This window comes from Photobacterium sanguinicancri (assembly GCF_002265265.1).
GTDB classification, from domain to species: Bacteria; Pseudomonadota; Gammaproteobacteria; order Enterobacterales; family Vibrionaceae; genus Photobacterium; species Photobacterium sanguinicancri.
The window spans coordinates 1-25,139 of record NZ_NOIF01000016.1; the positions used below are offsets into that span (position 1 = coordinate 1).

The 25,139-nt window shown below is 46.0% G+C and carries 21 protein-coding genes; 15 read left to right on the plus strand and 6 right to left on the minus strand.

The window, feature by feature from the left end; all coding sequences use genetic code 11:
- The 9 genes from ASV53_RS04445 to rpoC form a co-directional block, all read left to right on the plus strand.
- A partial coding sequence (locus ASV53_RS04445) for an EF-Tu C-terminal domain-related protein (protein ID WP_082874015.1) occupies positions 1-82 on the plus strand: 82 nt, incomplete at its 5' end.
- A gap of 220 nt (positions 83-302) precedes the next feature.
- Positions 303-680, plus strand: a complete 378-nt coding sequence (gene secE, locus ASV53_RS04450; RefSeq protein WP_094956253.1) for a preprotein translocase subunit SecE — start codon at positions 303-305, stop codon at positions 678-680.
- A gap of 11 nt (positions 681-691) precedes the next feature.
- The gene (gene nusG, locus ASV53_RS04455; RefSeq protein WP_062690098.1) at positions 692-1,237 is read left to right on the plus strand and encodes a transcription termination/antitermination protein NusG; all 546 of its coding nucleotides are present in this window, start codon (positions 692-694) and stop codon (positions 1,235-1,237) included.
- A 126-nt stretch (positions 1,238-1,363) separates the two neighbouring features.
- Complete coding sequence (gene rplK, locus ASV53_RS04460; protein ID WP_062690100.1) at positions 1,364-1,792, plus strand: 50S ribosomal protein L11; 429 nt, start codon at positions 1,364-1,366, stop codon at positions 1,790-1,792.
- 4 nt (positions 1,793-1,796) lie between these two features.
- Entirely contained in the window at positions 1,797-2,501 is a 705-nt protein-coding gene (gene rplA, locus ASV53_RS04465; RefSeq protein WP_094956254.1) for a 50S ribosomal protein L1, read from the plus strand.
- Between the two features lie 253 nt (positions 2,502-2,754).
- Positions 2,755-3,249, plus strand: a complete 495-nt coding sequence (rplJ, locus tag ASV53_RS04470) for a 50S ribosomal protein L10 (protein WP_006233765.1) — start codon at positions 2,755-2,757, stop codon at positions 3,247-3,249.
- Positions 3,250-3,309: 60 nt separating this feature from the next.
- On the plus strand, positions 3,310-3,675 hold the full coding sequence (gene rplL, locus ASV53_RS04475; protein ID WP_062690104.1) for a 50S ribosomal protein L7/L12: 366 nt from the start codon (positions 3,310-3,312) through the stop codon (positions 3,673-3,675).
- 221 nt (positions 3,676-3,896) lie between these two features.
- Complete coding sequence (rpoB, locus tag ASV53_RS04480) at positions 3,897-7,922, plus strand: DNA-directed RNA polymerase subunit beta (protein WP_094956255.1); 4,026 nt, start codon at positions 3,897-3,899, stop codon at positions 7,920-7,922.
- A gap of 96 nt (positions 7,923-8,018) precedes the next feature.
- Positions 8,019-12,233, plus strand: a complete 4,215-nt coding sequence (gene rpoC / locus ASV53_RS04485; protein ID WP_094956256.1) for a DNA-directed RNA polymerase subunit beta' — start codon at positions 8,019-8,021, stop codon at positions 12,231-12,233.
- A gap of 316 nt (positions 12,234-12,549) precedes the next feature.
- Here rpoC and rsd read toward each other — a convergent pair whose 3' ends face one another.
- Positions 12,550-13,032 carry a sigma D regulator gene (gene rsd / locus ASV53_RS04490; RefSeq protein WP_094956280.1) on the minus strand — a complete coding sequence of 161 codons (483 nt, stop codon included), beginning with the start codon at positions 13,030-13,032 and terminating at the stop codon, positions 12,550-12,552.
- Positions 13,033-13,182: 150 nt separating this feature from the next.
- Here rsd and nudC point away from each other — a divergent pair, with 150 nt between their 5' ends.
- Both nudC and hemE read left to right on the plus strand, forming a co-directional pair.
- Positions 13,183-13,956: an NAD(+) diphosphatase gene (nudC, locus tag ASV53_RS04495; RefSeq protein ID WP_094956257.1), complete on the plus strand. Its 774-nt coding sequence runs from the start codon at positions 13,183-13,185 to the stop codon at positions 13,954-13,956.
- Positions 13,957-14,197: 241 nt separating this feature from the next.
- On the plus strand, positions 14,198-15,265 hold the full coding sequence (gene hemE / locus ASV53_RS04500; protein ID WP_062690107.1) for a uroporphyrinogen decarboxylase: 1,068 nt from the start codon (positions 14,198-14,200) through the stop codon (positions 15,263-15,265).
- A gap of 113 nt (positions 15,266-15,378) precedes the next feature.
- Here hemE and ASV53_RS04505 read toward each other — a convergent pair whose 3' ends face one another.
- Together ASV53_RS04505 and ASV53_RS04510 are read right to left on the minus strand one after the other, a co-directional pair.
- Positions 15,379-15,966, minus strand: coding sequence for a uracil-DNA glycosylase family protein (locus ASV53_RS04505; protein ID WP_094956258.1), 588 nt, complete (start codon positions 15,964-15,966; stop codon positions 15,379-15,381).
- A 1-nt stretch (position 15,967) separates the two neighbouring features.
- On the minus strand, positions 15,968-16,879 hold the full coding sequence (locus ASV53_RS04510; protein ID WP_094956259.1) for a D-2-hydroxyacid dehydrogenase: 912 nt from the start codon (positions 16,877-16,879) through the stop codon (positions 15,968-15,970).
- A 129-nt stretch (positions 16,880-17,008) separates the two neighbouring features.
- On the opposite strand from ASV53_RS04510, the gene ASV53_RS04515 reads away from it, so the two are divergent.
- Both ASV53_RS04515 and brnQ read left to right on the plus strand, forming a co-directional pair.
- Complete coding sequence (locus ASV53_RS04515; RefSeq protein WP_094956260.1) at positions 17,009-17,596, plus strand: YjaG family protein; 588 nt, start codon at positions 17,009-17,011, stop codon at positions 17,594-17,596.
- A gap of 578 nt (positions 17,597-18,174) precedes the next feature.
- A complete protein-coding gene (brnQ, locus tag ASV53_RS04520; RefSeq protein WP_094956261.1) occupies positions 18,175-19,491 on the plus strand; it encodes a branched-chain amino acid transport system II carrier protein in 1,317 nt (438 codons plus the stop codon).
- Between the two features lie 85 nt (positions 19,492-19,576).
- Here brnQ and ASV53_RS04525 read toward each other — a convergent pair whose 3' ends face one another.
- A complete protein-coding gene (locus ASV53_RS04525) occupies positions 19,577-20,632 on the minus strand; it encodes a CNNM domain-containing protein (RefSeq protein WP_094956262.1) in 1,056 nt (351 codons plus the stop codon).
- A 225-nt stretch (positions 20,633-20,857) separates the two neighbouring features.
- Between ASV53_RS04525 and hupA the strand changes: the two genes are divergently transcribed.
- Positions 20,858-21,130 (plus strand): nucleoid-associated protein HU-alpha, encoded by a 273-nt coding sequence (gene hupA, locus ASV53_RS04530; RefSeq protein WP_062690119.1) that lies wholly within the window; start codon positions 20,858-20,860, stop codon positions 21,128-21,130.
- Positions 21,131-21,174: 44 nt separating this feature from the next.
- Positions 21,175-21,870, plus strand: coding sequence for a DUF1481 domain-containing protein (locus tag ASV53_RS04535; RefSeq protein ID WP_094956263.1), 696 nt, complete (start codon positions 21,175-21,177; stop codon positions 21,868-21,870).
- Positions 21,871-21,998: 128 nt separating this feature from the next.
- On the opposite strand, the gene purD is transcribed toward ASV53_RS04535, so the two are convergent.
- Entirely contained in the window at positions 21,999-23,285 is a 1,287-nt protein-coding gene (purD, locus tag ASV53_RS04540) for a phosphoribosylamine--glycine ligase (RefSeq protein ID WP_094956264.1), read from the minus strand.
- 122 nt (positions 23,286-23,407) lie between these two features.
- Complete coding sequence (purH, locus tag ASV53_RS04545; RefSeq protein ID WP_062690125.1) at positions 23,408-25,000, minus strand: bifunctional phosphoribosylaminoimidazolecarboxamide formyltransferase/IMP cyclohydrolase; 1,593 nt, start codon at positions 24,998-25,000, stop codon at positions 23,408-23,410.
- Between the last annotated feature and the right edge of the window lie 139 nt (positions 25,001-25,139).

Consider the following 25,139-nt stretch of genomic DNA (forward strand, 5'->3'; position numbering starts at 1 on the left):
GATGGATGAAGGTCTACGTTTTGCTATCCGTGAAGGTGGCCGTACAGTTGGTGCTGGTGTTGTTGCAACTATCGTTGAATAATATTTGACGACACGGTACTAAAAAGGGCATCATTTGATGCCCTTTTTCTGCGTTAAACGTTTAAATTGCATGTTTTTTAGCCGTTGTGCGCAGAGAGAAATTCTGCAGAGATGAAATTTTCTGTTCGTTAATTAATAAGTTAACGTTTAATTTCATTTTCTTTGCCTCGCTTTTGCGGGGTGATTTTCGTCTATATTGAGACTAGTTACAGGTTGGTTGTATGAAAGCGAATGCCGAAAACCCAAGCAGCTCAAGCAATATGGATGGCCTTAAATGGGTTGTCGTTATTGCGCTGCTCGCTGCCGCTGTGGTTGGTAATTACCTGTACAGTGATGTTTCTGTAGTGTTGCGCGCAGGCGCTGTAGTAGTACTTGTTGCTGCTGCTGCCGGTGTTGCTGCACTTACAGCGAAAGGTAAAACCGCGATTACGTTTGCTCGTGAGTCGCGCATGGAAGTCCGCAAGGTGGTATGGCCTACTCGTCAGGAAGCTACGCAGACAACCTTTATCGTTCTAGCTGTCACTGTTGTTATGGCGTTAGCCCTATGGGGCATTGACGGCATTATGGTCCGTCTAGTCCGCCTAGTTACCGGTGTGTGAGGTAAAAGTTCATGAGCGAAGCTCCAAAAAAACGATGGTATGTTGTTCAGGCCTTCTCTGGTTTTGAAGGCCGTGTGGCACAATCACTACGTGAACATATCAAAATGCATGGTATGGAAGACCTATTTGATGAGGTTTTAGTACCTACAGAAGAAGTGGTTGAAGTACGTGCAGGCCAGCGCCGCAAAAGCGAGCGCAAGTTCTTCCCAGGCTATGTACTTGTACAAATGGTGATGAATGATGAAAGCTGGCACTTGGTGCGTAGTATTCCTCGTGTAATGGGGTTCATCGGCGGAACGTCTGATCGCCCATCGCCTATCTCTGATAAAGAGGCCGCGGCAATCCTTAATCGTCTAGAGAAGGCGAGTGAGTCACCAATTCACAAAACGGTCTTTGAACCAGGTGAAGTGGTACGCGTTAATGATGGCCCATTTGCTGACTTTAACGGTACAGTTGAAGAAGTTGATTATGATAAGAGCCGTATTAAGGTATCTGTCTCGATCTTCGGCCGCGCAACGCCAGTTGAGCTAGAATTCGGTCAAGTGGAAAAAAGCTGATCAAAAAACAATCAGCACGATATTGTCAGGGGCGTGAAATTGCATTATAATTTCGCGCCCTTTCGTTAGACGGGGAGTCTGTTTTTCAAAAAATAGACGTTTGAACCCAAATTTAGGTATATAGCAATGGCTAAAAAAGTAGAAGCGTACATCAAGCTGCAAGTTGCAGCTGGTGCAGCAAACCCTAGTCCACCGGTTGGTCCAGCACTTGGTCAACACGGCGTTAACATCATGGAATTCTGTAAAGCGTTCAACGCTAAGACTGACTCTCTAGAGAAAGGTCTACCGACTCCTGTTGTTATTACAGTATACAATGACCGTTCTTTCACGTTCATCACTAAGACTCCACCGGCAGCAGTTCTTCTTAAGAAAGCTGCAGGCGTTAAGTCTGGTTCTGGCCGTCCGAACACTGAGAAAGTTGGTACTGTAACTGACGCTCAGATCCAAGAGATCGCAGAAACTAAAGCTGCGGACATGACTGGTGCTGACATCGAAGCTATGAAGCGTTCGATTGCTGGTACTGCTCGTTCAATGGGTCTAGTGGTAGAGGGTTAAGACAATGGCAAAACTTACTAAACGTATGCGCGTAATCCGCGAAAAAGTTGATATCGCTCGTGAGTACGACATCAACGAAGCTGTTGCTCTTCTTAAAGAACTAGCTACTGCGAAATTTACTGAAAGTGTTGACGTTGCTGTTAACCTTGGTATCGATGCACGTAAATCAGACCAAAACGTACGTGGCGCAACTGTGCTACCACACGGTACTGGTCGTGATATCCGTGTTGCTGTATTCACACAAGGTGCAAACGCTGAAGCTGCGAAAGAAGCTGGCGCTGACCTAGTGGGTATGGAAGAACTTGCTGATCAAGTTAAGAAAGGCGTAATGGACTTTGACGTTGTTATCGCATCTCCAGATGCAATGCGCGTTGTTGGTCAATTAGGTACTATCCTTGGTCCACGCGGTCTAATGCCAAACCCTAAAGTTGGTACTGTGACTCCTAACGTTGCTCAAGCAGTTAAAAATGCTAAAGCTGGTCAGGTTCGTTACCGTAACGACAAAAACGGCATCATCCACACTACTATCGGTAAAGTGGACTTTGATGCTGCGCAACTTAAAGAGAACCTAGAAGCTCTTATCGTTGCACTGAAGAAAGCTAAGCCTTCTTCAGCTAAAGGTACTTTCGTTAAGAAAGTAAGCATCTCTACCACTATGGGTGCAGGTGTAGCGCTAGACCAGAATACTCTGGACACTAACGCACAATAATTTGCAGAAACGCCAAATTGATGTATAATTTGGCGTTCACAAATTCATGGCTGAGGCTGATTATTTTATAATTAGCCTTCGTCAAAGACCGTAGGCGTTCTTTTTAAGAACTTAATATTACCTACGTAGACGGTGCCAGAACATGATTGATGTATATCTATCTTGGATCTGCGCCGTAAAGACTCTCCTGTCATACTGACAGTGAGTGGTGTAATGACTGGGGAAACCCAGCAAAAATCCAGGAGCTATTCCAATGGCATTAAATCTTCAAGACAAAAAAGCAATTGTTGCTGAAGTCAACGAAGCTGCCAATGGTGCCCTGTCTGCAGTTGTTGCTGACTCTCGTGGTGTTGCAGTTGGTGCGATGACTTCTCTTCGTAAACAAGCTCGTGAAAACGGCGTTTACCTGAAAGTTGTTCGTAACACACTAGCACGCCGCGCAGTTGAAGGTACTGATTTTGAATGTCTTAAAGACGTTTTTGTTGGTCCTTCACTAATCGGTTTCTCTAATGAGCACCCAGGTGCTGCAGCGCGTCTTTTCAAAGACTTCGCTAAAGAGAATAAAGATTTCGAGTTCAAAGCAGCCGCATTCGAAGGCGCTGTTGTTGACGCAGAAGTTCTAGCGACACTACCAACTTACGACGAAGCTATTGCACGCCTAATGATGTGCATGAAAGAAGCTTCAGCTGGCAAGCTGGTACGTACTATCGCAGCTGTACGCGATCAGAAAGAAGAAGCAGCGGCTTAATTGCCTCTGTTTTATCTGAACGCTATATTAAATTAATTGTTGATTTCAAAGAGAATTGTTATGTCTATCACTAACGAGCAAATCCTAGACGCAGTTGCAGAAATGTCTGTAATGCAAGTTGTTGAGCTTATCGAAGCTATGGAAGAAAAATTCGGTGTTACTGCTGCAGCTGCAGTAGTAGCAGGCGGCGCAGCAGCAGAAGCTGTTGAAGAGCAAACTGAATTTGACGTTATCCTAACAGCTGCTGGTGCTCAAAAAGTACAAGTAATCAAAGCTGTACGTGGCGCAACTGGTCTTGGCCTTAAAGAAGCGAAAGCTGTAGTTGACGGCGCTCCTGCTGCTGTTAAAGAAGGCGTAGATAAAGCTGAAGCTGAAGCTCTTAAAGCTCAGCTAGAAGAAGCTGGTGCTTCTGTTGAAATCAAATAATTATTTGATTTCTTAGCCTTTTTAGGCTAATGGCTGGTGGCTAAATGTCACCGGCCTTTTTGCGCTGTAGGGTAATGGTAATTTTCACATTGTTTTGTAACCATTATTCATGCAAAAAACAGCTCTATATTCTTTAGAGTTGTTCCTACAATAAACAATGTCATTAGTCACTGTCCCATTGTTGGACAGTTTGGATCACTTATCAGCGATCTGAGGAACCTATGGTTTACTCTTATACCGAGAAAAAGCGTATCCGTAAGGATTTTGGTAAGCGTCCGCAAGTGTTGGACATACCATACTTGCTGTCGATCCAGCTTGAGTCTTTTAAAAAATTCATCGAGCAGGATCCTGAAGGGCATTACGGTCTAGAAGCTGCCTTTCGTTCTGTTTTTCCAATTCAGAGCTACAACGGCAATTCCGAGCTGCAATACGTTAGCTATCGTCTCGGTGAGCCGGTCTTCGATGTTAAAGAATGTCAGATTCGTGGCGTAACATATTCAGCTCCACTACGCGTGAAGCTACGTCTTGTTATGTACGATAAAGACGCGCCTGCTGGCACCGTAAAAGACATCAAAGAACAAGAAGTTTACATGGGCGAAATTCCGCTCATGACAGATAACGGTACATTCGTTATTAACGGTACCGAGAGGGTTATCGTATCCCAGCTGCACCGTAGCCCGGGTGTCTTCTTCGACAGCGATAAGGGTAAAACCCACTCCTCAGGTAAAGTGCTATATAACGCACGCGTAATCCCATACCGTGGTTCATGGTTGGATTTCGAGTTTGATCCTAAGGATAACGTATTCGTACGTATCGACCGTCGTCGTAAGCTTCCAGCTTCTATCATTCTTCGTGCTCTAGGTAAAACTACTGAAGAAATCCTTGACCTATTCTTCGATAAAGTAAACTTCGAAGTTCAAGGCACTGCTTTAGTAATGGAACTAGTACCTGATCGTCTACGTGGCGAAACTGCAAGCTTCGATATCGAAGCGAACGGTAAGGTGTACGTTGAAACTGGTCGTCGTATTACTGCCCGTCATATTCGCCAATTAGGCAAAGACGGCGTAGATCATATCGAAGTACCTGTTGAATACATTGTAGGCAAAATTTCTGCTCGCGATTACGTGAACGAAGAAACTGGTGAGTTGATCGTTTCAGCTAACCAGGAATTGAGCCTAGAATCATTAGCATTGCTTTCTCAGGCAGGTCACAAGTCTATTGAGACGTTATTTACTAACGATCTAGACTTTGGTCCATACATGTCTGAAACACTACGTGTGGATAGCACAACAGATCGTCTAAGTGCGCTAGTAGAAATCTACCGCATGATGCGCCCTGGCGAGCCACCAACACGTGAAGCTGCTGAGCAACTGTTTGAAAGTCTGTTCTTCTCTGAAGATCGTTACGACCTATCTGCTGTAGGCCGTATGAAGTTCAACAGCTCAATGCTACGTGACGAAACAACAGGTTCAGGCACACTAGACGAGCACGACATCATTGATGTTATGCGTAAATTGATCGAGATCCGTAATGGCCGTGGTGAAGTTGATGATATCGACCACCTTGGTAACCGTCGTATCCGTTCAGTTGGCGAAATGGCTGAAAACCAATTCCGCGTTGGTCTAGTACGTGTTGAGCGTGCAGTTAAAGAGCGTCTAAGCCTAGGCGATCTTGATGCAATTATGCCTCAAGACCTAATTAACGCTAAGCCAATTTCTGCGGCAGTAAAAGAGTTCTTTGGCTCTTCACAACTGTCTCAGTTTATGGACCAGAACAACCCACTATCAGAAGTTACTCACAAACGTCGTATCTCGGCGCTTGGTCCAGGTGGTCTGACTCGTGAACGTGCTGGCTTTGAGGTTCGAGATGTACACGCGACTCACTACGGTCGTCTATGTCCAATCGAGACCCCTGAAGGTCCAAACATCGGTCTAATCAACTCACTTTCAGCGTTTGCTCAATGTAACCCTTATGGTTTCCTTGAAACGCCTTACCGTAAAGTAGTTGATGGTAAAGTTACCGAAGAAATTGAATACCTGTCTGCAATCGAAGAAGGTCAATACGTTATCGCACAGGCAAATGCCGCGCTTAACGAAGACGGTTCTTTTGCTGACGAACTGATCACTGCGCGTCAGAAAGGTGATTCAGGTCTGCACCCACGTGACCATGTTCAATACATGGACGTTGCAACCAACCAGGTTGTATCTGTGGCGGCATCCCTAATCCCGTTCCTTGAACACGATGATGCTAACCGTGCCCTTATGGGTGCGAACATGCAACGTCAGGCAGTTCCAACACTACGTGCTGATAAGCCGTTAGTTGGTACTGGTATCGAGCGTAACGTAGCGGTTGACTCAGGTGTTACAGCTGTTGCTAAACGTGGCGGTATGGTTCAGTCAGTAGATGCTTCTCGTATCGTTGTTAAAGTTAACGAAAGCGAGCTAGTACCTGGCGAAGCTGGTATCGACATTTACAACCTGACGAAGTACACCCGTTCTAACCAGAACACATGTATTAACCAGCGTCCAACTGTACTACCTGGCGAGCCAGTAGCACGTGGTGATGTTCTTGCTGATGGTCCTTCAACAGACCTTGGTGAGCTAGCGCTTGGTCAAAACATGCGTATCGCATTCATGCCTTGGAACGGTTACAACTTCGAGGATTCCATCTTAGTATCTGAGCGTGTTGTACAGGAAGATCGCCTGACAACTATCCACATTCAAGAACTATCTTGTGTGGCTCGTGATACTAAACTTGGCTCAGAAGAAATCACTGCCGATATCCCTAACGTGGGTGAAGCAGCGCTATCTAAGCTGGATGAATCAGGTATCGTTTACATCGGTGCGGAAGTTAAAGGCGGCGACATTCTGGTAGGTAAAGTGACACCTAAAGGTGAAACTCAACTGACTCCAGAAGAGAAGCTACTTCGTGCAATCTTCGGTGAGAAAGCGTCTGATGTTAAAGACTCTTCTCTACGTGTACCAAACTCAGTGTCTGGTACCATCATCGACGTTCAAGTCTTTACTCGCGATGGCGTAGAAAAAGACAAGCGTGCGCTTGAAATCGAAGAAATGCAGCTGAAAGAAGCGAAGAAAGACATCACAGAAGAATTCCAGATCCTTGAGGGTGGTCTTCTTGCTCGTGTTCGTACACTGCTTCTTTCTGCGGGTTACAGCGAAGATAAAATGTCTTCAATGAACCGCGAAACGCTGTTTGCACAAACGCTTGACGATGAAAACCTGCAAAACCAACTAGAACAGTTGGCTGAGCAGTACGATGAGCTTAAAGCTGAATTCGATAAGAAATTCGAAACCAAGCGTCGTAAGATCACACAGGGCGATGACCTAGCACCTGGCGTACTTAAGATTGTTAAAGTATACCTAGCTGTTAAACGTCGTATCCAACCTGGTGATAAGATGGCGGGTCGTCACGGTAACAAAGGTGTAATCTCTAAGATTAACCCTGTTGAAGATATGCCGTACGATGAAAAAGGTCAGACTGTCGACATCGTTCTGAACCCACTGGGTGTACCATCTCGTATGAACATCGGTCAAATCCTGGAGACTCACTTGGGTCTTGCAGCGAAAGGTATCGGTGACAAACTTAACGAGATGCTGAAACAGCAACAAGAACTTCATAAGTTCCGTAACTTCCTGCAGAAAGTTTACGATCTAGGCGAAACTCGTCAGAACGTAGATATCGCAGAGTTATCTGACGATGAAGTACGTACGCTGGTTCAGAACCTACGTAAAGGTCTACCAATTGCAACGCCTGTATTTGATGGTGCTCCTGAGAAATCTATCAAAGAACTGCTTAAGCTTGGTGATCTACCAGAATCTGGTCAGTTGAAACTGTTTGACGGTCGCACCGGTGATGCGTTTGAGCGTCCTGTAACTGTTGGTTACATGTACATGCTTAAACTTAACCACTTGGTTGATGACAAGATGCATGCCCGTTCTACCGGTTCTTACAGCCTTGTTACTCAGCAGCCGCTGGGTGGTAAAGCTCAGTTCGGTGGTCAGCGTTTCGGTGAGATGGAAGTATGGGCGCTAGAAGCATATGGCGCTGCTTACACTCTACAGGAAATGCTAACTGTTAAGTCGGATGACGTTAACGGCCGTACGAAGATGTATAAAAACATCGTCGATGGCGACCATCGTATGGAACCTGGTATGCCGGAATCCTTCAACGTATTGTTGAAAGAAATCCGCTCGTTGGGTATCAACATCGAGCTGGAAGACGAATAAGTAGGCATTAGCCAAGCTTATTAGTTACTCCGGTATATATATGAAGGCGCCAGCAGACTGGCGCCTTTATGGGTCAACTCCTCACAGGAGCCGAATGTGAAAGACTTACTTAAGTTTCTGAAAGCACAACATAAGACCGAAGAATTTGATGCAATCAAAATCGGTCTTGCTTCACCTGACATGATCCGTTCATGGTCTTTTGGTGAAGTTAAAAAGCCAGAAACCATCAACTACCGTACCTTTAAGCCTGAGCGTGACGGTCTTTTCTGTGCACGTATTTTTGGCCCGGTAAAAGACTACGAATGTCTTTGTGGTAAATACAAACGCCTAAAACACCGCGGTGTTATTTGTGAAAAATGTGGCGTTGAAGTAACTCAGACTAAAGTACGTCGCGAACGTATGGGTCACATTGAGTTAGCTTCACCTGTAGCTCACATCTGGTTCTTAAAGTCACTTCCATCTCGTATCGGTCTGTTAATGGACATCCCGCTACGTGATATCGAACGTGTTCTTTACTTCGAATCATATGTCGTTATCGAACCAGGCATGACCAACCTTGAGCGTAGCCAACTGCTTTCAGAAGAGCAGTACTTGGATGCACTTGAAGAGTGGGGCGATGAGTTCGACGCGAAGATGGGTGCAGAAGCGGTTAAAGCACTTTTAGGCAACATGGACCTAAATGCTGAAATCGAAAACATGCGCGAAGAGCTAGAAGAAACTAACTCTGAAACTAAGCGTAAGAAACTGACCAAGCGTCTTAAGCTTGTAGAAGCATTCCTACAGTCAGGTAACAACCCAGAGTGGATGATCCTGTCTGTACTTCCAGTACTACCGCCGGATCTTCGTCCGTTGGTACCGCTAGATGGTGGCCGTTTCGCTACTTCAGATTTGAATGATCTGTACCGTCGCGTAATCAACCGTAACAACCGTCTGAAGCGTCTACTGGATCTTGCAGCACCTGATATTATCGTACGTAACGAAAAACGTATGCTTCAGGAGTCTGTTGATGCATTGCTTGATAATGGTCGTCGTGGCCGCGCTATCACAGGTTCGAACAAACGTCCTCTGAAATCTCTTGCTGATATGATCAAGGGTAAACAAGGTCGTTTCCGTCAGAACTTGCTTGGTAAGCGTGTAGACTACTCAGGTCGTTCTGTTATCACCGTAGGTCCATACTTACGTCTGCATCAGTGTGGTCTTCCTAAGAAGATGGCACTTGAGCTATTCAAACCGTTTATCTACGGCAAACTAGAGACTCGTGGCCTAGCAACGACAATCAAAGCTGCTAAGAAAATGGTTGAGCGCGAAGAAGCTGTTGTTTGGGATATCCTAGACGAAGTGATCCGCGAACACCCAGTAATGCTTAACCGTGCACCAACACTGCACCGTTTAGGTATTCAGGCATTTGAACCAGTACTAATCGAAGGTAAAGCGATTCAGCTTCACCCACTAGTGTGTGCGGCATACAACGCCGACTTCGATGGTGACCAGATGGCGGTACACGTACCTCTAACTCTGGAAGCACAGCTTGAAGCACGTGCACTGATGATGTCTACCAATAACATCCTATCGCCAGCGTCTGGTGATCCGATCATCGTTCCTTCTCAGGATGTTGTATTGGGTCTTTACTACATGACGCGTGATCGTATCAACGCGAAGGGTGAAGGCATGTACCTTGAAGGCTCATCTGAAGCTGAAAAGGCATACCGTACTGGTAACGCAGAACTACACGCTCGCGTTAAAGTTCGCATCACCGAGCACAGCTACGACGAGCAAGGCAACCTAGTTGCTGATACTAAGCTTGTTGATACAACTGTTGGTCGTGCAATCCTATGGCAAATTGTTCCTAAAGGTCTTTCATACGATCTTGTGAACACTGAAGCACTAGGTAAGAAACAAATTTCTAAACTGCTTAACACTTGTTACCGTGAATTGGGCATGAAAGACACTGTAGTCTTCGCTGACCAAATCATGTACACAGGTTTTGCTTACGCTGCACTATCTGGTGTGTCTGTTGGTATCGACGATATGGTTGTACCTGACGCGAAGTACACTAAGATCGCAGAAGCAGAAGCAGAAGTTGCTGAAATCCAAGAGCAGTTCCAATCTGGTCTAGTAACAGCTGGCGAACGTTACAACAAAGTTATCGATATCTGGGCAACAGCGAATGAGCAAGTTGCTAAAGCGATGATGGATAACTTGTCGTTTGATACTGTTATTAACCGTGACGGTGAAGAAGAACAACAGAAATCGTTCAACAGTGTTTACATGATGGCCGATTCTGGTGCTCGTGGTTCTGCAGCGCAGATTCGTCAGCTTGCTGGTATGCGTGGTCTGATGGCTAAGCCGGATGGCTCAATCATCGAAACGCCGATCACTGCGAACTTCCGTGAAGGTCTGAACGTACTACAGTACTTCATCTCTACGCACGGTGCTCGTAAGGGTCTTGCCGATACCGCACTTAAGACAGCGAACTCCGGTTACCTAACACGTCGTCTAGTAGACGTAGCACAAGACGTAGTAATTACTGCGGATGATTGTGGTACACATGCTGGTATCACTATGATGCCACTAGTTGAAGGCGGTGATGTTAAAGAACAACTAGGCGATCGTGTTCTTGGTCGTGTTGTTGCTGAAGACGTTATCAAACCTGGTACTGATGAAATTCTTGCTCCACGTAACACCCTTCTTGATGAGAAGTGGTGTGAAATCCTGGAAGAGAACTCTGTCGACCAAGTTAAAGTACGCTCTGTTGTAACATGTGAAAATGACTTCGGTTGTTGTAAGAACTGTTACGGCCGTGACCTAGCACGTGGTCACTTGGTTAACACTGGTGAAGCAGTAGGTGTTGTTGCTGCACAATCAATCGGTGAACCAGGTACACAGCTAACGATGCGTACGTTCCACATCGGTGGTGCGGCATCTGCAGCAGCTGCGGAAAACAGCATTCAAGTTAAAAACAAAGGTTCTGTGAAACTACAGAATGCTAAGTTTGTAACAAACAGCGATGGTAAGTTAGTTATTACTTCTCGTGCGTCTCAAATGAGCATCATTGATGAATTTGGCCGTACTAAAGAGAACTATAAACTACCTTACGGTTCACACCTGTCTCGTGGCGATGGTGATTTGGTTGCAGCTGGCGATGTAATCGCTAACTGGGATCCGCACACAATGCCAATCATCACTGAAGTGGCTGGTCGTATCCAGTTCGTTGATATGATTGATGGCGTGACGATCTCTCGTCAAACTGATGACCTAACGGGTCTGTCTATGATTACCCTACTAGACGCTGCTGAGCGTACTGGTGCAGGTAAAGACATGCGTCCAACGGTTAAGCTAGTTGATGAGCAAGGTAACGATGTAATGATCGCCGGCACTGAAATGCCAGCACAATACTTCCTACCTGGCAAAGCGATCGTTCAGCTTGAAGACGGTGCAATGGTTGGTATCGGTGATACGCTTGCACGTATCCCACAAGCATCAAGTGGTACTAAAGATATCACCGGTGGTCTACCTCGCGTAGCTGACTTGTTCGAAGCACGTAAACCGAAAGAGCCTGCAATTCTTGCAGAAATCACGGGTACGGTTTCGTTCGGTAAAGAAACGAAAGGTAAGCGTCGTCTAATCATCACGCCTGCTGAAGGCAACGCATACGAAGAAATGATCCATAAATGGCGTCAGTTGAACGTATTCGAAGGTGAGAAGGTTGAGTGTGGTGATGTAATCGCCGATGGTCCTGAAACTCCGCACGATATTCTACGTCTACGTGGTGTTCACGCAGTAGCAGAATATATTGTGAACGAAGTACAGGAAGTTTACCGTCTACAAGGCGTTAAGATTAACGATAAGCACATTGAGACTATCGTTCGTCAAATGCTACGTAAGGTAACTATCGTTGTGGCTGGAGATTCTGATTTCCTACCTGGCGAGCAAGTTGAGTTCTCTCGTGTGACTATTGCAAACCGTCAGCTAGAAGCTGAAGGTAAGCGCATCGCAACGTTCTCTCGTGACCTTCTAGGTATCACGAAAGCATCGCTAGCGACTGAGTCATTCATCTCAGCTGCATCGTTCCAAGAAACGACGCGCGTACTTACTGAAGCTGCGGTTTCTGGTAAGCGTGATGAGCTTCGTGGTCTGAAAGAAAACGTAATCGTGGGTCGTCTGATCCCAGCGGGTACAGGTTTCTCTTACCACCAGCGCCGTCAGAACGAGCGTAATGCAGAGCTTGAGCCAGTAGCGCCTCAAGTAGATCAAGAGCAAGCGACTCAAGATCTAGCAGCACTGCTTAATGCGGGTCTGAACGACGATTAATCATAGTATTCATACTTGATTGATATAAAAAAGGCATCCTTCGGGATGCCTTTTTGTTTTCTGGCGATCAGGAATATTTGATAGGAGTGGATCTGTAATGAAATCAGAGGGGGCTGGAAGTGTTTAATGCTCTGATATTAATCCCTATATTGAGAGGCAGTGTGGGTATTAATATGGGTATTTTAAGAGGGGTCAGCGAGTATCTTCACGTGGTTTCGCGGAGGGCAACGAAACACGTGAGGAGTATTTCAGATATGACAGGCGCAACGAGAAGCAGCATCGCTGCCTCACCGTTTATATAAGACGATGATGAGTACTAGGCGCCCGGAGGGCAAGCCAGACTTTCGCTAATGAGCTCGATAAGTTGATCTTCTAGCGCAAAGCGTTGCTCAATAAGTTCACCGACTGCTGATAGGTGCAGGTCAAAATCATCCATGGTGCTTGCTTCATCTGCATCACAGTAGCGATCTGCAAAGTTTAATAAAGGGTCAGTGGTTTGGGTGATTTTAGCGTATAGCAGAGAAATGTCTTCAGTTGGTGAATACCCCGTATCATTCCAACGAGCCATTACCATGTCGTAGATTTTAAAATGACCAGCTGAGATATAATCGACGAGTTGCTGTGAGAAGAGCTGTAATTGAGAGGCTTCAGGTAGTTGATTTTTACTGTTATCAAAGGGTGGTAGCCCTGCAAGTTTACAGTAATCAATGAGCAACTGCTGACGTGACATTAACCAGTGATCAATAACATCGCTGGTGCCGCCCCATTGTTGTTTTACTTGTTCAAATTTACTTAACATGATCATGCCCTCATGATCTAGCAGTATCCTAACAAGATACTATACCCATGAAACTCTTAATAAAGAGAACCTTGTATGCGGATTCATATTCCGTTATCAAGTTTAGATTGCCAGTAAAAACGAAACCCTGCAAGGATGGATGTGACATTGATGTTAAAAAAACGAGAATTAGCGTATTGGTGTGTAGTACAAGATCGTAAGCTTTACCTTACACAAGGGGCTCTTCCTCTGCTAGATGCTAAAGAGTTGGCGTTTGGTGCTGATATGGCAGTCAAGATTGGTGAATACGACAATCGCCCAGTGTATTGGTTAGAGGCACCTGAAGGTGCTGATAGTTCAGGATTTTACACGCAAAGAGAATTACTTGGGTTACCGCCTGCGTTATTTGATTTAGCTGGGCGTGCGACGCAACTATCTCACATGTTCCACACTCAAGGCTTTTGTTCTGCCTGTGGCGGTACATGTGTGCTTGGAACAAAAGAATTAGCCATGGTGTGTCAGCAGTGCGGTAGCCAGCATTATCCGCGTGTTTCACCGTGTGTCATTGTTGCTGTACGCCGAGAGCATGAATTGCTACTTGCTCAGCACCCTCGCCATAAAACGGGAATGTACACCGTTATCGCGGGCTTTGTCGAAGCGGGAGAAACCTTAGAGCAATGTGTTGCGCGTGAAGTCCTAGAAGAAACAGGGATAACGGTTGCCAATATTCGTTATGTTGGTAGTCAGCCTTGGGCATTCCCGTCCAATGTGATGATGGGCTTCTTGGCTGATTATCAAAGTGGTCAATTAAAACCGGATTATACCGAGTTGAGTGATGCGGTTTGGGCGACAAAAGAGAATATGCCCGAGGTTGCCCCGGCGGGAACGATTGCACGGCATCTGATTGAGTTATCACTCGAGTTAATGAATAACCCTAAAGTGTAAGTGCTAACGGAAAATATAAAAAAACCCTCCAATGGGAGGGAAAGGTGTGAATCATTACTCTCTATAGAGTAAGTAGTTGTTATTATTGCTAGCACGTCCGTTTTGTATCACGTCTGGTGGGGTTCTCACAAATAGAGTAATGAGAATGTTGCAGTAAACTTGATCTGCTTAACAATTGCCCTCTTTTGTTGCCGCTAGGGAGTGATACAATACGCGACAGAATTTACCCATGGAGTTTCAAATGAGCGAATTAAAGAATGACCGTTACCTACGTGCGTTGCTGAAGCAACCTGTAGATTGCACCCCTGTGTGGATGATGCGTCAAGCTGGCCGTTATCTTCCAGAGTACCGTGCAACACGTAGCGTCGCTGGTGATTTCATGTCGCTATGTAAGAATGCTGAGTTGGCAAGTGAAGTAACCCTTCAGCCATTGCGTCGTTTCCCGCTGGATGCGGCGATCCTATTCTCGGACATTCTGACCATTCCAGATGCGATGGGTCTTGGTCTGTACTTTGAAGCGGGTGAAGGCCCTAAATTTGAGCGCCCAATTACCTGTAAAGCAGACGTAGAGAAGATTGGCCTGCCCGATCCAGAAGGCGAGCTGCAATACGTGATGAACGCCGTTCGTCAGATCCGTAAAGATCTGCAAGGCGAAGTACCGTTGATTGGCTTTTCTGGTAGTCCATGGACACTAGCGACATACATGGTTGAAGGTGGCAGCTCGAAAGCGTTCACTAAGATCAAGAAGATGATGTACGCAGAGCCACAAACCCTGCACCTGTTACTTGATAAGCTAGCAGATAGCGTGATTGAATACCTGAATGCGCAAATTAAAGCGGGTGCGCAATCTGTAATGGTATTTGATACATGGGGTGGTGTATTAACGCCACGCGATTACAACGAATTCTCACTGCGTTACATGCACAAAATTGTTGATGCACTGATCCGTGAAAATGAAGGTCGTCGTGTACCTGTCACCTTGTTCACCAAAAATGGTGGTATGTGGTTAGAGCAAATTGCAGCGACAGGTTGTGATGCGGTTGGCCTAGACTGGACGATTAATATCGCAGATGCGAAAGCGCGCATTGGTGATAAAGTTGCTCTACAAGGCAATATGGATCCTTCAATGCTTTACGCCCAGCCTGAGCGTATTCGCCAAGAAGTGGCTACTATCCTTGAAGGATATGGCGATGAAGGTACAGGCCACGTGTTTAACCTTGGTCATGGCATCCACCTTGATGTGCCGCCTGAAAATGCAGGTGTGTTTGTTGACGCGGTCCACGAGCTGTCGAAGCCGTACCACAAATAGTACGCTGACGCTTTGCTCATAACCCCAGCAGTTTGAGGCAACGCGTTACATCAATACTATTGAAGAGCCCATGCCGTTTTACGGTGTGGGCTTTTTTATGCTAAGAGAAGCGGTTACAGCTTTAGATGCTGGTGGACGTAATCACGAATATAAGGCACCACCTCATCTTCAAACCAGGGATTACGTTTTAGCCATAGCGTATTGCGCGGTGATGGATGGGGTAAAGGTAAATAGCGGGGTGCCCATGTTTGCCATTGCTTGACTGTTTCTGTCAGGGTCTTTGGTTTATCACTGAGGTAATAATTCTGCGCATACTGGCCAATCAGTAATGTCATGCCCACATTGGGCAGGGCTGGCAATAGTTGCGGATGCCAAAGCGATGCACATTCTGGTCGTGGCGGTAAGTCACCGGATTTCCCTTTACCTGGATAGCAAAGGCCCATCGGAACAATGGCGATTTGTGTCTCGTTATAGAATATTTCAGATGGCAGATTGAGCCAGCGGCGTAACCGCTCCCCGCTGGGATCATTCCAAGGAATGCCACTTTCATGCACGCGAAGACCCGGCGCCTGCCCTATGATCAGAAGCTTGGCTTTCGGGCTTGCTTGAATGATCGGACGTACACCATGACTGAGATGATCCTGGCAGATCGTGCACGCTCGCACACGATCCAGTAAGTTACTAAATTGTTGCGTTGCCATCTTAATAGCCTTGGTCGAAATCGACTTGATATTCTAAGGGCAGTTGCTGGCGGTATTGATGATAATTCTTCGTAAAAATGGTCATGACTTGATCCGGAAAACTTTCAGCGGCGATATGAGGAGTAATTGTGATCTGACTATGCCCCCAGAAAGGATGGGCAGGGGGCAGGGGTTCTTGCTTGAATACATCAAGGTAAGCATGGGCTATTGCACCATTATTGATCGCTGTTAATAAACCGTGTTCGCAAATGGCGTTACCTCGCCCCACATTAAAGAGTAACGCACCTTGGCAGTAGCTTAGACTATCTGTATTAAGAATATCATTGGTGTTATCTGTCGCCGGTAATGTCGATACGATGATATCGGCTTCAGAAAAGGCATCTGAGAGTTGGTTATACGAATAGTTACGATTAAACGCTGGTGATGCAGCGTGGCCACTGCGATTCACTCCGATGACATCGAGCCCTAGCGCTTGGCAAGCCTGAGCAAGATGGGCACCGATTGACCCTGTACCTAGAATAACCATCTTGAGATCAGCTAAAGAACGATAGGGCTGAGGTTGCCACTGCTGCTGATGATGCAGCTGCTGGTAATGGCTAATATGGCGGAAACGGTCGATTAAAAAGCCCAGTACATATTCGCTGATCAGTTGGCCAAAGTAGCCTCGCACATTGGTTAAGCAGTAATCACGGCGTAATGCTGGTTTGGTGAGTGCATCAACGCCCGCGAATGTCGATTGTAGCCACTTGAGTTGCGGGTAATCGCCTAGCTGAGATGCAATGCGTGGCGGATCCGCTAAAATGATAGTGGCTTGCTGAGGATCGTCTGTTATTGAAAGATCAGGCAAAGCGGCTTTAGCCAATAAATCACGGTAGGTTCGGTGTTGACGAGAGACGATCAGTACCTGGTGCATGCCATTTTCCTTTTGTGCCAATGTTTATGATATGAATCTTATCGATCTTGCTGTTGAAACCCGTAGTTAATTGTTCAGCTTGGTATTATCAAGTAGAATTCGTTGCAAACCACTATCGCAGATTATTCCATGTTAAAAAATCCAGTTCAGCTTCGTTTAGAGAAATTAGAACCGTGGCAACACCTTACTTTTATGGTGTCGCTATGTGAACGTATGTATCCCAATTATGTGCTGTTCTGTGAGGAAACGGAGTTTGCTGATGCTTATACGTACCGAATCATCCTCGATAGTATCTGGGAAATTTTAACGGTTAAGTCAGCGAAAATTAATTTCGAAAAGCAGCTAGAAAAGTTAGAAGATCTTGTGCCGAGCGCAGATGATTTTGATATTTATGCGGTTAACCCAGCGATTGATGCTTGTGTTGCTTTAGCGGATTTACTTCATGCAATACTTGATCGCGATCTAATGCTTGAGACTATCAATAAGATCAGTACCTTGTCTGCAGAAACCGTTGCTGATTTAGAAACAGCACGTTCTGGTGAGGAAATCACTCACGAGAATCAGAAAGGAAATGAAGCCGTATGTGAAGAGTGGGATGTGCAGTGGGCTATTTTCCGTGCACTAAAAGATGCAGAAAAGCGTGACATTGAATTAATTCGTAGCCTACGTGAAGAGCTACGTGATGAACCCGTCAGTAATATTGGTGTTGCACTGTAAGCGTTATTAAATAGCGCAATACTATAAAGGAGCCTGATGGCTCCTTTTTTGTGCGTGTTGTTTGTGGTTTGCCCAATATGTTGAATGGCAGCACTTGTTGTTGACTTGTTAAGTTGATAGTTCTGAATTTAAATTGAAAAAGCAGCTTAATATGCTAGTTATCGGTTGTGATGTAACCCAAATCACTTATTTAATTTTGGTGCTTGTTTGTCATCGCTTAGACGTTTATAACATTAGTTATCGAACGAAAGGATAAATAATTTCTTTTCGTGATTATGGATAGTCCCTGTTTAGGGTAGGAGTTACTGTGAATACAATCGTACGCACACATTGTCAGAATATCGCACTGGTTGCGATGCCTGCGCTACTCCTCCTCTCTTTGAACCTGATTCGGAGCTGACAGGCTGTACGCAATTTCTGTTAGCTTGAGTAAAGTTAGCAGGAATAATATCCATAATATCCCTCCTTACTAACTTTCCTCCAAGCTGATTTCATCTACAACACTATACCAATGCAAACACAGCCATTTCGGTCACTTTTTTGATCAGGGCTTTGGTAATGAAACGCTGAGGATAACTATGTTAAGTACACGCAATATTGCCGCTTTAGGCTTTATGACTTTCGCCATGTATTTGGGCGCAGGTAATCTAATTTTCCCTCCATTTTTAGGCTATCAAGCCGGTGACCACTTTCTGAGTGGTATGGTGGGATTCCTGCTAACAGGCGTTGGCTTACCAGCACTGGCTTTGGTGATGGTCGCTATCGTTAATGGTTCCGATAACTTAACCGCAGCGTTACCACGCCGTGTAGCGACTAGCTTTTGGGTAATGGTCTTTATTGTTATTGGGCCTGCTTTTATTATTCCTCGTGCCATAACTGTTGCTTACCAATTTACCTTTTCGCCATTTGTCGGTGATACCGCGCTTCCCTTCTTTTCAGCAGCCTTTTGTTTAGCGGCGATCTTATTTTCCTTATACCCAGGTAAGCTGGTGGATTCTTTAGGTAAGTGGTTAACGCCAGTATTGATTGTGATGCTAACAACGTTAGGTGTCTTCGCGATTGCATTCCCTGGTGGTGATGTGATGACGACGGCAGAGGTTTACCAACAGAACGCGTTAGCAGAAGGCCTAACCCAAGGTTACATGACCATGGATGCGCTGGGCTCTATTGGCTTTGGTTGGGTAATCTTCCGAGCGATTCAAGGGATGGGTGTAACAGAACCTAAAGCGATTGCGAAATACACTTTCTACGCAGCTGCGATGTATGCTGTTGCCATGGCGCTGGTTTACATTGCATTGGCTTATATTGGTAGCACGAGTGCTGATTTAGGCACTAGCTTCTCTAATGGCGGTGAAATTTTAACGGCGTTCACCACCTTGCACTTCGGTGTGTATGGTACTTTGTTATTGGGCTCTGTCATGGTGTTGGCGTGTTTAACGACAGCAATTGGCGTGACGACTGCGGGCAGTGAATTTTATAGCCGTACCTTTACTCCGGTGTCGTACAGAGCGAGTGTATGGGCGACCATGATTGCATCTGGTTTGGTTGCTAACGTCGGTTTGGATCAGTTACTGGCCATTACTTTGCCTGTGGTTGTTGCTCTACACCCGATTGCAATTGTGTTGCTTTTTATTGCCCCAGTGCGTAAGCGTTTAACCCAAGGTGCAGTGATGGCAACAGTTATTACCACAACGGCATTTGGCTGTGTTGATGCTTTGCATGTCCTTGGTAAGATGCCAGCAGGCTTAAATGAGATGTTTGAGCACTCGTTGCCACTTTATGATTTCTACGCAAGCTGGATTATACCTGCGATTGTAATGCTGGTGATGAGCTTGGTATATTCAACCTCGAAAGTAAAAGCGCGTTCTACAGTGGTAGCATCAGCTGCGTCGTAATACTTTGTCTTAGTTATTATGCGTAAAAAAAGGGACCTTGCGGTCCCTTTTGAGTTTAAGCCTGAATGACGGTTATAAGCTTGGCTTATTCGTCGTCTTTACTTTCTATCACGCCATGAAGCTTCTTCCAGCGTTCCCAGCGTTGAAATGCCAGTTGCTGCATGTCGGTATTGGTGTCGGCTTCATCGACAATCTCCTCACCCACCAAGCTTTCAAACACATCTTCAAGTGTGACAAGTCCTTGCACTGTACCGTATTCATCTACGACGAGAGCCAGCTGAGATCTGTCTTTCATCAAACGCTCAAAGGCTTTCGGTACGCTCGCGGTGTTTAATACCACGGGAATAGGGCGCATAAGGGCGCCGATTTCTTGGCCGCCACGGCCTGCTTGGCTTTCGGCAAACAGTTCTAAGCGGTGAACAAAGCCAAGAATGTTGTCTTTTTGCTCGCTGTAAACCAACGGGCGAGAAAACGGGCTTTCTTTATGTTCCGTTAGGAAAGTATCGATGGATTGTTCAGCCTCAATCCGAAATAGCACCGGGCGTGGTGTCATGATTTTAGTGATGCTCACATTTCGAAATTCGAGCAAGTTGACCAAAATTTTTGATTCACCTTCAGCCAATTCCCCCGATTCACGTGCCAGCATCGCCATCGCTGATAGTTCATCGCGCAGCTTGGGTTGCTCATGACCGTGGGCTAAACGACGCGTGATTTGCTCTGACACCCATACAAATGGAGTGAGAGCCCATACCATCCAGCGTAAGATTGAGGCCGACATGGGGGCGAGTTGACGCCAATAAGTTGCGCCGATAGTTTTCGGAATAATCTCTGAAAAAAGCAGAATAGCGAACGTCAGAACAGCCGAAAACACACCCAACCATTGGTTACCAAAAACAACCGCAGCTTGTGCACCTGCAGTGGCAGCACCAACGGTATGAGCAATGGTATTTAAGGTTAGGATTGATGCGAGAGGACGATCAATGTTTTCTTTTAGTGCGGCTAAACGAGGAGCCATCGGGTGGTTTTGCTGACGTAATGTGCCAATGTAACTTGGCGATATACTCAAAAGAACGGCTTCTAATACCGAACATATAAACGAAACACCAATCGCAACAGCGATGTAAATCGTAAGGAGTAACATGGTTACCTGCATTTTATTAATAAATTACATTTATATTATTCGGCCTTGCGATAAGTAGATACAATTATTTCTCTTGTTAAATGCGTAACATTTTGTGAACTTGCGCTCAGTTTATGGTTAAAGAGTCTGCATCTGAGCAAATGATGGCTGACAAACCTTTGCCACAAAGGCTTCTTTTGAATTAGAGTTGTTCCGTCTGAAGAAAAACCTTAGAAGGGACACCAAATGAACAAGACCCAACTGATTGACCTGATCGCAGAAAAAGCGGATCTTTCTAAAGCTCAAGCTAAAGCTGCACTAGAGTCAACACTTGAGGGCATTACTGACGCGCTTAAAGATGGCGACCAAGTTCAACTTATTGGCTTTGGTACATTCAAAGTGAACCACCGTGCAGCTCGCACTGGTCGTAACCCACAAACGGGTCAAGAGATTCAAATTGCAGCTGCAAATGTTCCTGCATTCGTTTCTGGTAAAGCACTGAAAGACGCAGTGAAATAATCTATACTCCGCCAGTATCCTTATTCTGGCGGAGTTTTTCTTTTATGAAGCGATCTTTTCTCTTTCTCCTCTCATCGTTTCTGCTTGCCGGTTGTGAGTCAGCCAACATTCCTAATAATCCTGTAACTCAAATTGAAACCGACATTGGTGGCCAAGTACTTGGCGATACTACGTCTGTCTATTGGTATACCCATCGTCAAAACCGCCCTGTCGATTTAGCTGAACAAGTGTGGATGGGAGACTACGGTGACTATCAATCAGTCTACCGCTGGCGTGCTGGTAAACTACGTGAAGTGAAACGCGCAGGGCAGCAACTACAAGGTGATAGTGTTAAACCTTTTTCCTTACATGTTCGTTATGACACCCAAGGTAAAGCGGTTTTCCAGCGTTATTTGGTGGATGAGATTGTCTTGCCACTTTCAGATGCTCAGCTTTTTCGTTATACCGAACAGGCTGATAGAGCTCTGGATACCATGAAAGCACAAAGCAAAGAGGGAGAGCGCTTGGTGCAAGGTCAGTGGCAAAATGGGACGTTAGTGCGTTGTGATGACGGGAAGGCACTAAAAGTGACGTTTACGTCGGTATTACCTGATAACCTGACTAAGCAATTAGCATCGTCTCAGGATAGCTATTTTGTTGCGCTAGTAGGGAAAGTCCGTCGAAGTGAAGTAACCGCTTCAGAGTTACTGCTGTTGAAGGAAGGAGGAAGCTGTTTAGTCCCCCCCTCGATTGCAGAGTAAATAGCTCATCAGGCATATAATCACGAATCACTAGGCGACTGAGTGATTGATAATAAAAAACGCGCATCAAGCGCGTTTTTTATAGCAAGTCTGTACGGCTCAATGATGAGCAATACGGAAAAGGGCGATTAGCCATTTTCGCGTGCAATCGCACGATAGCCGATGTCGTTGCGATGGAACATGCCATCCCAGCTAACTTGCTTAGTTAGCGCGTAGGCACGCTCCTGTGCTTCAGAAACGCTATTACCTAGAGCAGTTGCACAGAGTACACGACCGCCGTTCGTCACAACGTCGCCAGATTCGTTATTGGTTGTGCCCGCATGGAAAATCTTCTGGCCTTCAGATTCCACTACTGGCAGTGAAATGACATCACCTTTGGTGTAATCCGCAGGGTAACCACCGGCAGCTAATACTACACCGATAGAGGCACGTGGGTCCCATTTCGATTCTGCTTGGTCAAGTTTCTCATCGATAGCCATTAGGCAGAGTTCGACAAGGTCCGATTCCATACGCATCATGATAGGTTGGGTTTCTGGATCACCAAAGCGGCAGTTATATTCGATCACTTTTGGCGTACCGTCTTCATCGATCATTAAACCCGCGTAGAGGAAACCAGTGTAAGGTGCGCCCTCTGCATCCATCCCGCGTACGGTTGGGTAAATAACTTCTTCCAGAATTCGGTTATGGATTTCAGGTGTTACTACAGGCGCTGGTGAATAAGCCCCCATGCCACCGGTATTCGGGCCAGTGTCTTGGTCGCCAACACGTTTGTGGTCTTGGCTGGTGGCCATAGGTAACACGCTAGCACCATCAACCATGACGATGAAGCTCGCTTCTTCGCCTTCTAAGAATTCTTCGATGACGACACGGCTGCCAGCTTCGCCAAATGCGTTGCCTGCTAGCATGTCTTTGATTGCGTCTTCAGCTTCTTCAAGAGTCATAGCGACGATAACGCCTTTACCCGCCGCAAGGCCATCCGCTTTCACTACAATCGGGGCACCTTGCTCACGTACATATGCCAGCGCAGGCTCAATCTCGGTGAAATTCGCGTAAGAGCCCGTTGGGATCTTGTGGCGCGCAAGGAAATCTTTGGTGAAGGCCTTAGAACCTTCAAGTTGTGCCGCAGCTTGTGTTGGGCCAAAAATAGGTAACCCCGCATCACGGAATGCATCCACCACGCCGATAACCAATGGCGCTTCTGGGCCAACAATCGTTAGCTCGATGGCGTTTTCTTTCGCAAATGCTACGAGTGCTGCAATGTCTTCAACCCCGATAGCCACATTCTCTAGCTTAGGTTCAAGCGCAGTACCTGCGTTACCAGGAGCAACAAACACGGTTTCAACATTTGGGTTTTGTGCTGCTTTCCAACCTAGTGCGTGTTCACGACCACCATTACCGATAACTAAAACTTTCATCTCTCAATCCTTATCACCACGCCATGTTAACGGTGAACGCAAAATGGCAAAGTTTGAAATATTTGTCATGTAGCTTAACGAGAAAAAGCGAGAGTAAACTCTCGCTTTTTAGTCACATAATATTAGTGACGGAAGTGGCGCATGCCAGTGAATAGCATCGCCATGCCATGTTCGTCGGCAGCCGCAATCACTTCGTCATCACGCATTGAACCACCAGGCTGAATGACACAAGTAATCCCTGCTTCTGCTGCGGCATCAATACCATCGCGGAATGGGAAGAATGCATCTGATGCCATTACACTACCCGCAACTTCAAGGTTTTCGTCAGCAGCTTTGATTCCGGCAATTTTTGCCGAGTAAACGCGGCTCATTTGGCCAGCGCCGACACCGATAGTCATATTGCCTTTCGCGTAAACAATCGCGTTTGATTTCACGTACTTTGCTACCTTCCAACAAAATAGCGCATCACGCAGTTCGTCAGCGTTTGGCGTACGCTGAGAAACAACTTTTAGGTCGTCTTCGTTAACCATACCTTGGTCGCGGTCTTGAACTAACAGGCCGCCATTAACACGCTTAACATCGAAACCGGTTGTTTTCGTCGTCCACTCGCCACACTCAAGAAGGCGTAGGTTTTTCTTGGCTGTAATAATTTCAATGGCGTCAGCAGAAACAGAAGGGGCGATGATCACTTCAACGAACTGGCGCTCAGTGATAGCCGTTGCTGTTGCCGCATCTAGCTCGCGGTTAAATGCGATAATGCCACCAAATGCCGATGTTGGGTCTGTTTTGTAAGCGCGGTCGTAAGCCTCAAGAATGTTATCGCCTAGCGCAACACCACAAGGGTTAGCATGTTTTACAATGACACATGCTGGAAGGTCGAATTCTTTGACGCACTCAAGTGCCGCATCAGTATCAGCGATATTGTTGTAAGACAGCGCTTTACCTTGGATTTGACGTGCGGTTGAAACAGACGCTTCTTCTGGGTTCGCTTCAACATAAAAAGCCGCCGCTTGGTGGCTGTTCTCGCCGTAGCGCATATCTTGTTTTTTCTCGAACTGCTGGTTGAACGTACGAGGGAATTTAGACGCTTGGTCTCCGTCTTTGTTCTCACCGTAAGATGGCACCATAGTACCAAAGTAGTTAGCGATCATACCGTCGTAAGAAGCCGTGTGCTCAAACGCTGCAATCGCTAGGTCGAAACGAGTTTCAAGTGTTAGAGATTTGTCGTTTGCGTCCATTTCCGTGATAACACGGCCATAGTCGTGTGCGTTAACCACGATAGCGACATCTTTGTGGTTTTTCGCCGCTGAGCGAACCATTGTTGGACCACCGATGTCGATGTTCTCAACCGCGTCAGCAAGAGTACAACCTTCTTTAGCGACGGTTTCAGCGAAGGGGTAAAGGTTGACCACGACCATATCGATAGGGTTGATACCGTGTTGTGCCATTACCGCATCGTCTTGACCACGACGGCCAAGAACGCCACCGTGTACTTTAGGGTGAAGGGTTTTAACACGGCCATCCATCATTTCTGGGAAACCAGTGTAATCAGAAACTTCAGTAACTTTGATACCTTGCTCAGCAAGTAGGCGAGCAGTACCGCCAGTTGATAAGATATCAACACCACGGTTGGCTAGCGCTTGTGCGAATTCTACAATACCAGTTTTGTCTGATACGCTAATTAGCGCACGGCGGATAGGACGAGCGTTTTCCATTGCAAGCATCTCTTTCAATACACGGGGATAGGATATTTTCCAAAACTAAGCTGAATAAAAGCCATAGTTTGGTTTTGGGAAATATCCTCGGCTAAAATCGCGTAGTGCCGAGTCATTTAATGGTGTGATAGGTTGATGA

Excerpts from the sequence above, each read along its gene's own strand:
- ASV53_RS04535 (WP_094956263.1), top strand. The coding sequence starts at position 21,175 with ATGAAGCGATCTTTTCTCTTTCTCCTCTCATCGTTTCTGCTTGCCGGT.
- secE (WP_094956253.1), top strand. The coding sequence starts at position 303 with ATGAAAGCGAATGCCGAAAACCCAAGCAGCTCAAGCAATATGGATGGC.
- ASV53_RS04510 (WP_094956259.1), bottom strand. The coding sequence starts at position 16,879 with ATGCACCAGGTACTGATCGTCTCTCGTCAACACCGAACCTACCGTGAT.
- rplL (WP_062690104.1), top strand. The coding sequence starts at position 3,310 with ATGTCTATCACTAACGAGCAAATCCTAGACGCAGTTGCAGAAATGTCT.
- hemE (WP_062690107.1), top strand. The coding sequence starts at position 14,198 with ATGAGCGAATTAAAGAATGACCGTTACCTACGTGCGTTGCTGAAGCAA.
- ASV53_RS04515 (WP_094956260.1), top strand. The coding sequence starts at position 17,009 with ATGTTAAAAAATCCAGTTCAGCTTCGTTTAGAGAAATTAGAACCGTGG.
- rplA (WP_094956254.1), top strand. The coding sequence starts at position 1,797 with ATGGCAAAACTTACTAAACGTATGCGCGTAATCCGCGAAAAAGTTGAT.
- ASV53_RS04525 (WP_094956262.1), bottom strand. The coding sequence starts at position 20,632 with ATGTTACTCCTTACGATTTACATCGCTGTTGCGATTGGTGTTTCGTTT.
- rplJ (WP_006233765.1), top strand. The coding sequence starts at position 2,755 with ATGGCATTAAATCTTCAAGACAAAAAAGCAATTGTTGCTGAAGTCAAC.
- hupA (WP_062690119.1), top strand. The coding sequence starts at position 20,858 with ATGAACAAGACCCAACTGATTGACCTGATCGCAGAAAAAGCGGATCTT.
- rsd (WP_094956280.1), bottom strand. The coding sequence starts at position 13,032 with ATGTTAAGTAAATTTGAACAAGTAAAACAACAATGGGGCGGCACCAGC.
- purD (WP_094956264.1), bottom strand. The coding sequence starts at position 23,285 with ATGAAAGTTTTAGTTATCGGTAATGGTGGTCGTGAACACGCACTAGGT.
- rpoB (WP_094956255.1), top strand. The coding sequence starts at position 3,897 with ATGGTTTACTCTTATACCGAGAAAAAGCGTATCCGTAAGGATTTTGGT.
- rplK (WP_062690100.1), top strand. The coding sequence starts at position 1,364 with ATGGCTAAAAAAGTAGAAGCGTACATCAAGCTGCAAGTTGCAGCTGGT.
- nusG (WP_062690098.1), top strand. The coding sequence starts at position 692 with ATGAGCGAAGCTCCAAAAAAACGATGGTATGTTGTTCAGGCCTTCTCT.
- purH (WP_062690125.1), bottom strand. The coding sequence starts at position 25,000 with ATGGAAAACGCTCGTCCTATCCGCCGTGCGCTAATTAGCGTATCAGAC.
- nudC (WP_094956257.1), top strand. The coding sequence starts at position 13,183 with ATGTTAAAAAAACGAGAATTAGCGTATTGGTGTGTAGTACAAGATCGT.
- brnQ (WP_094956261.1), top strand. The coding sequence starts at position 18,175 with ATGTTAAGTACACGCAATATTGCCGCTTTAGGCTTTATGACTTTCGCC.
- ASV53_RS04505 (WP_094956258.1), bottom strand. The coding sequence starts at position 15,966 with ATGGCAACGCAACAATTTAGTAACTTACTGGATCGTGTGCGAGCGTGC.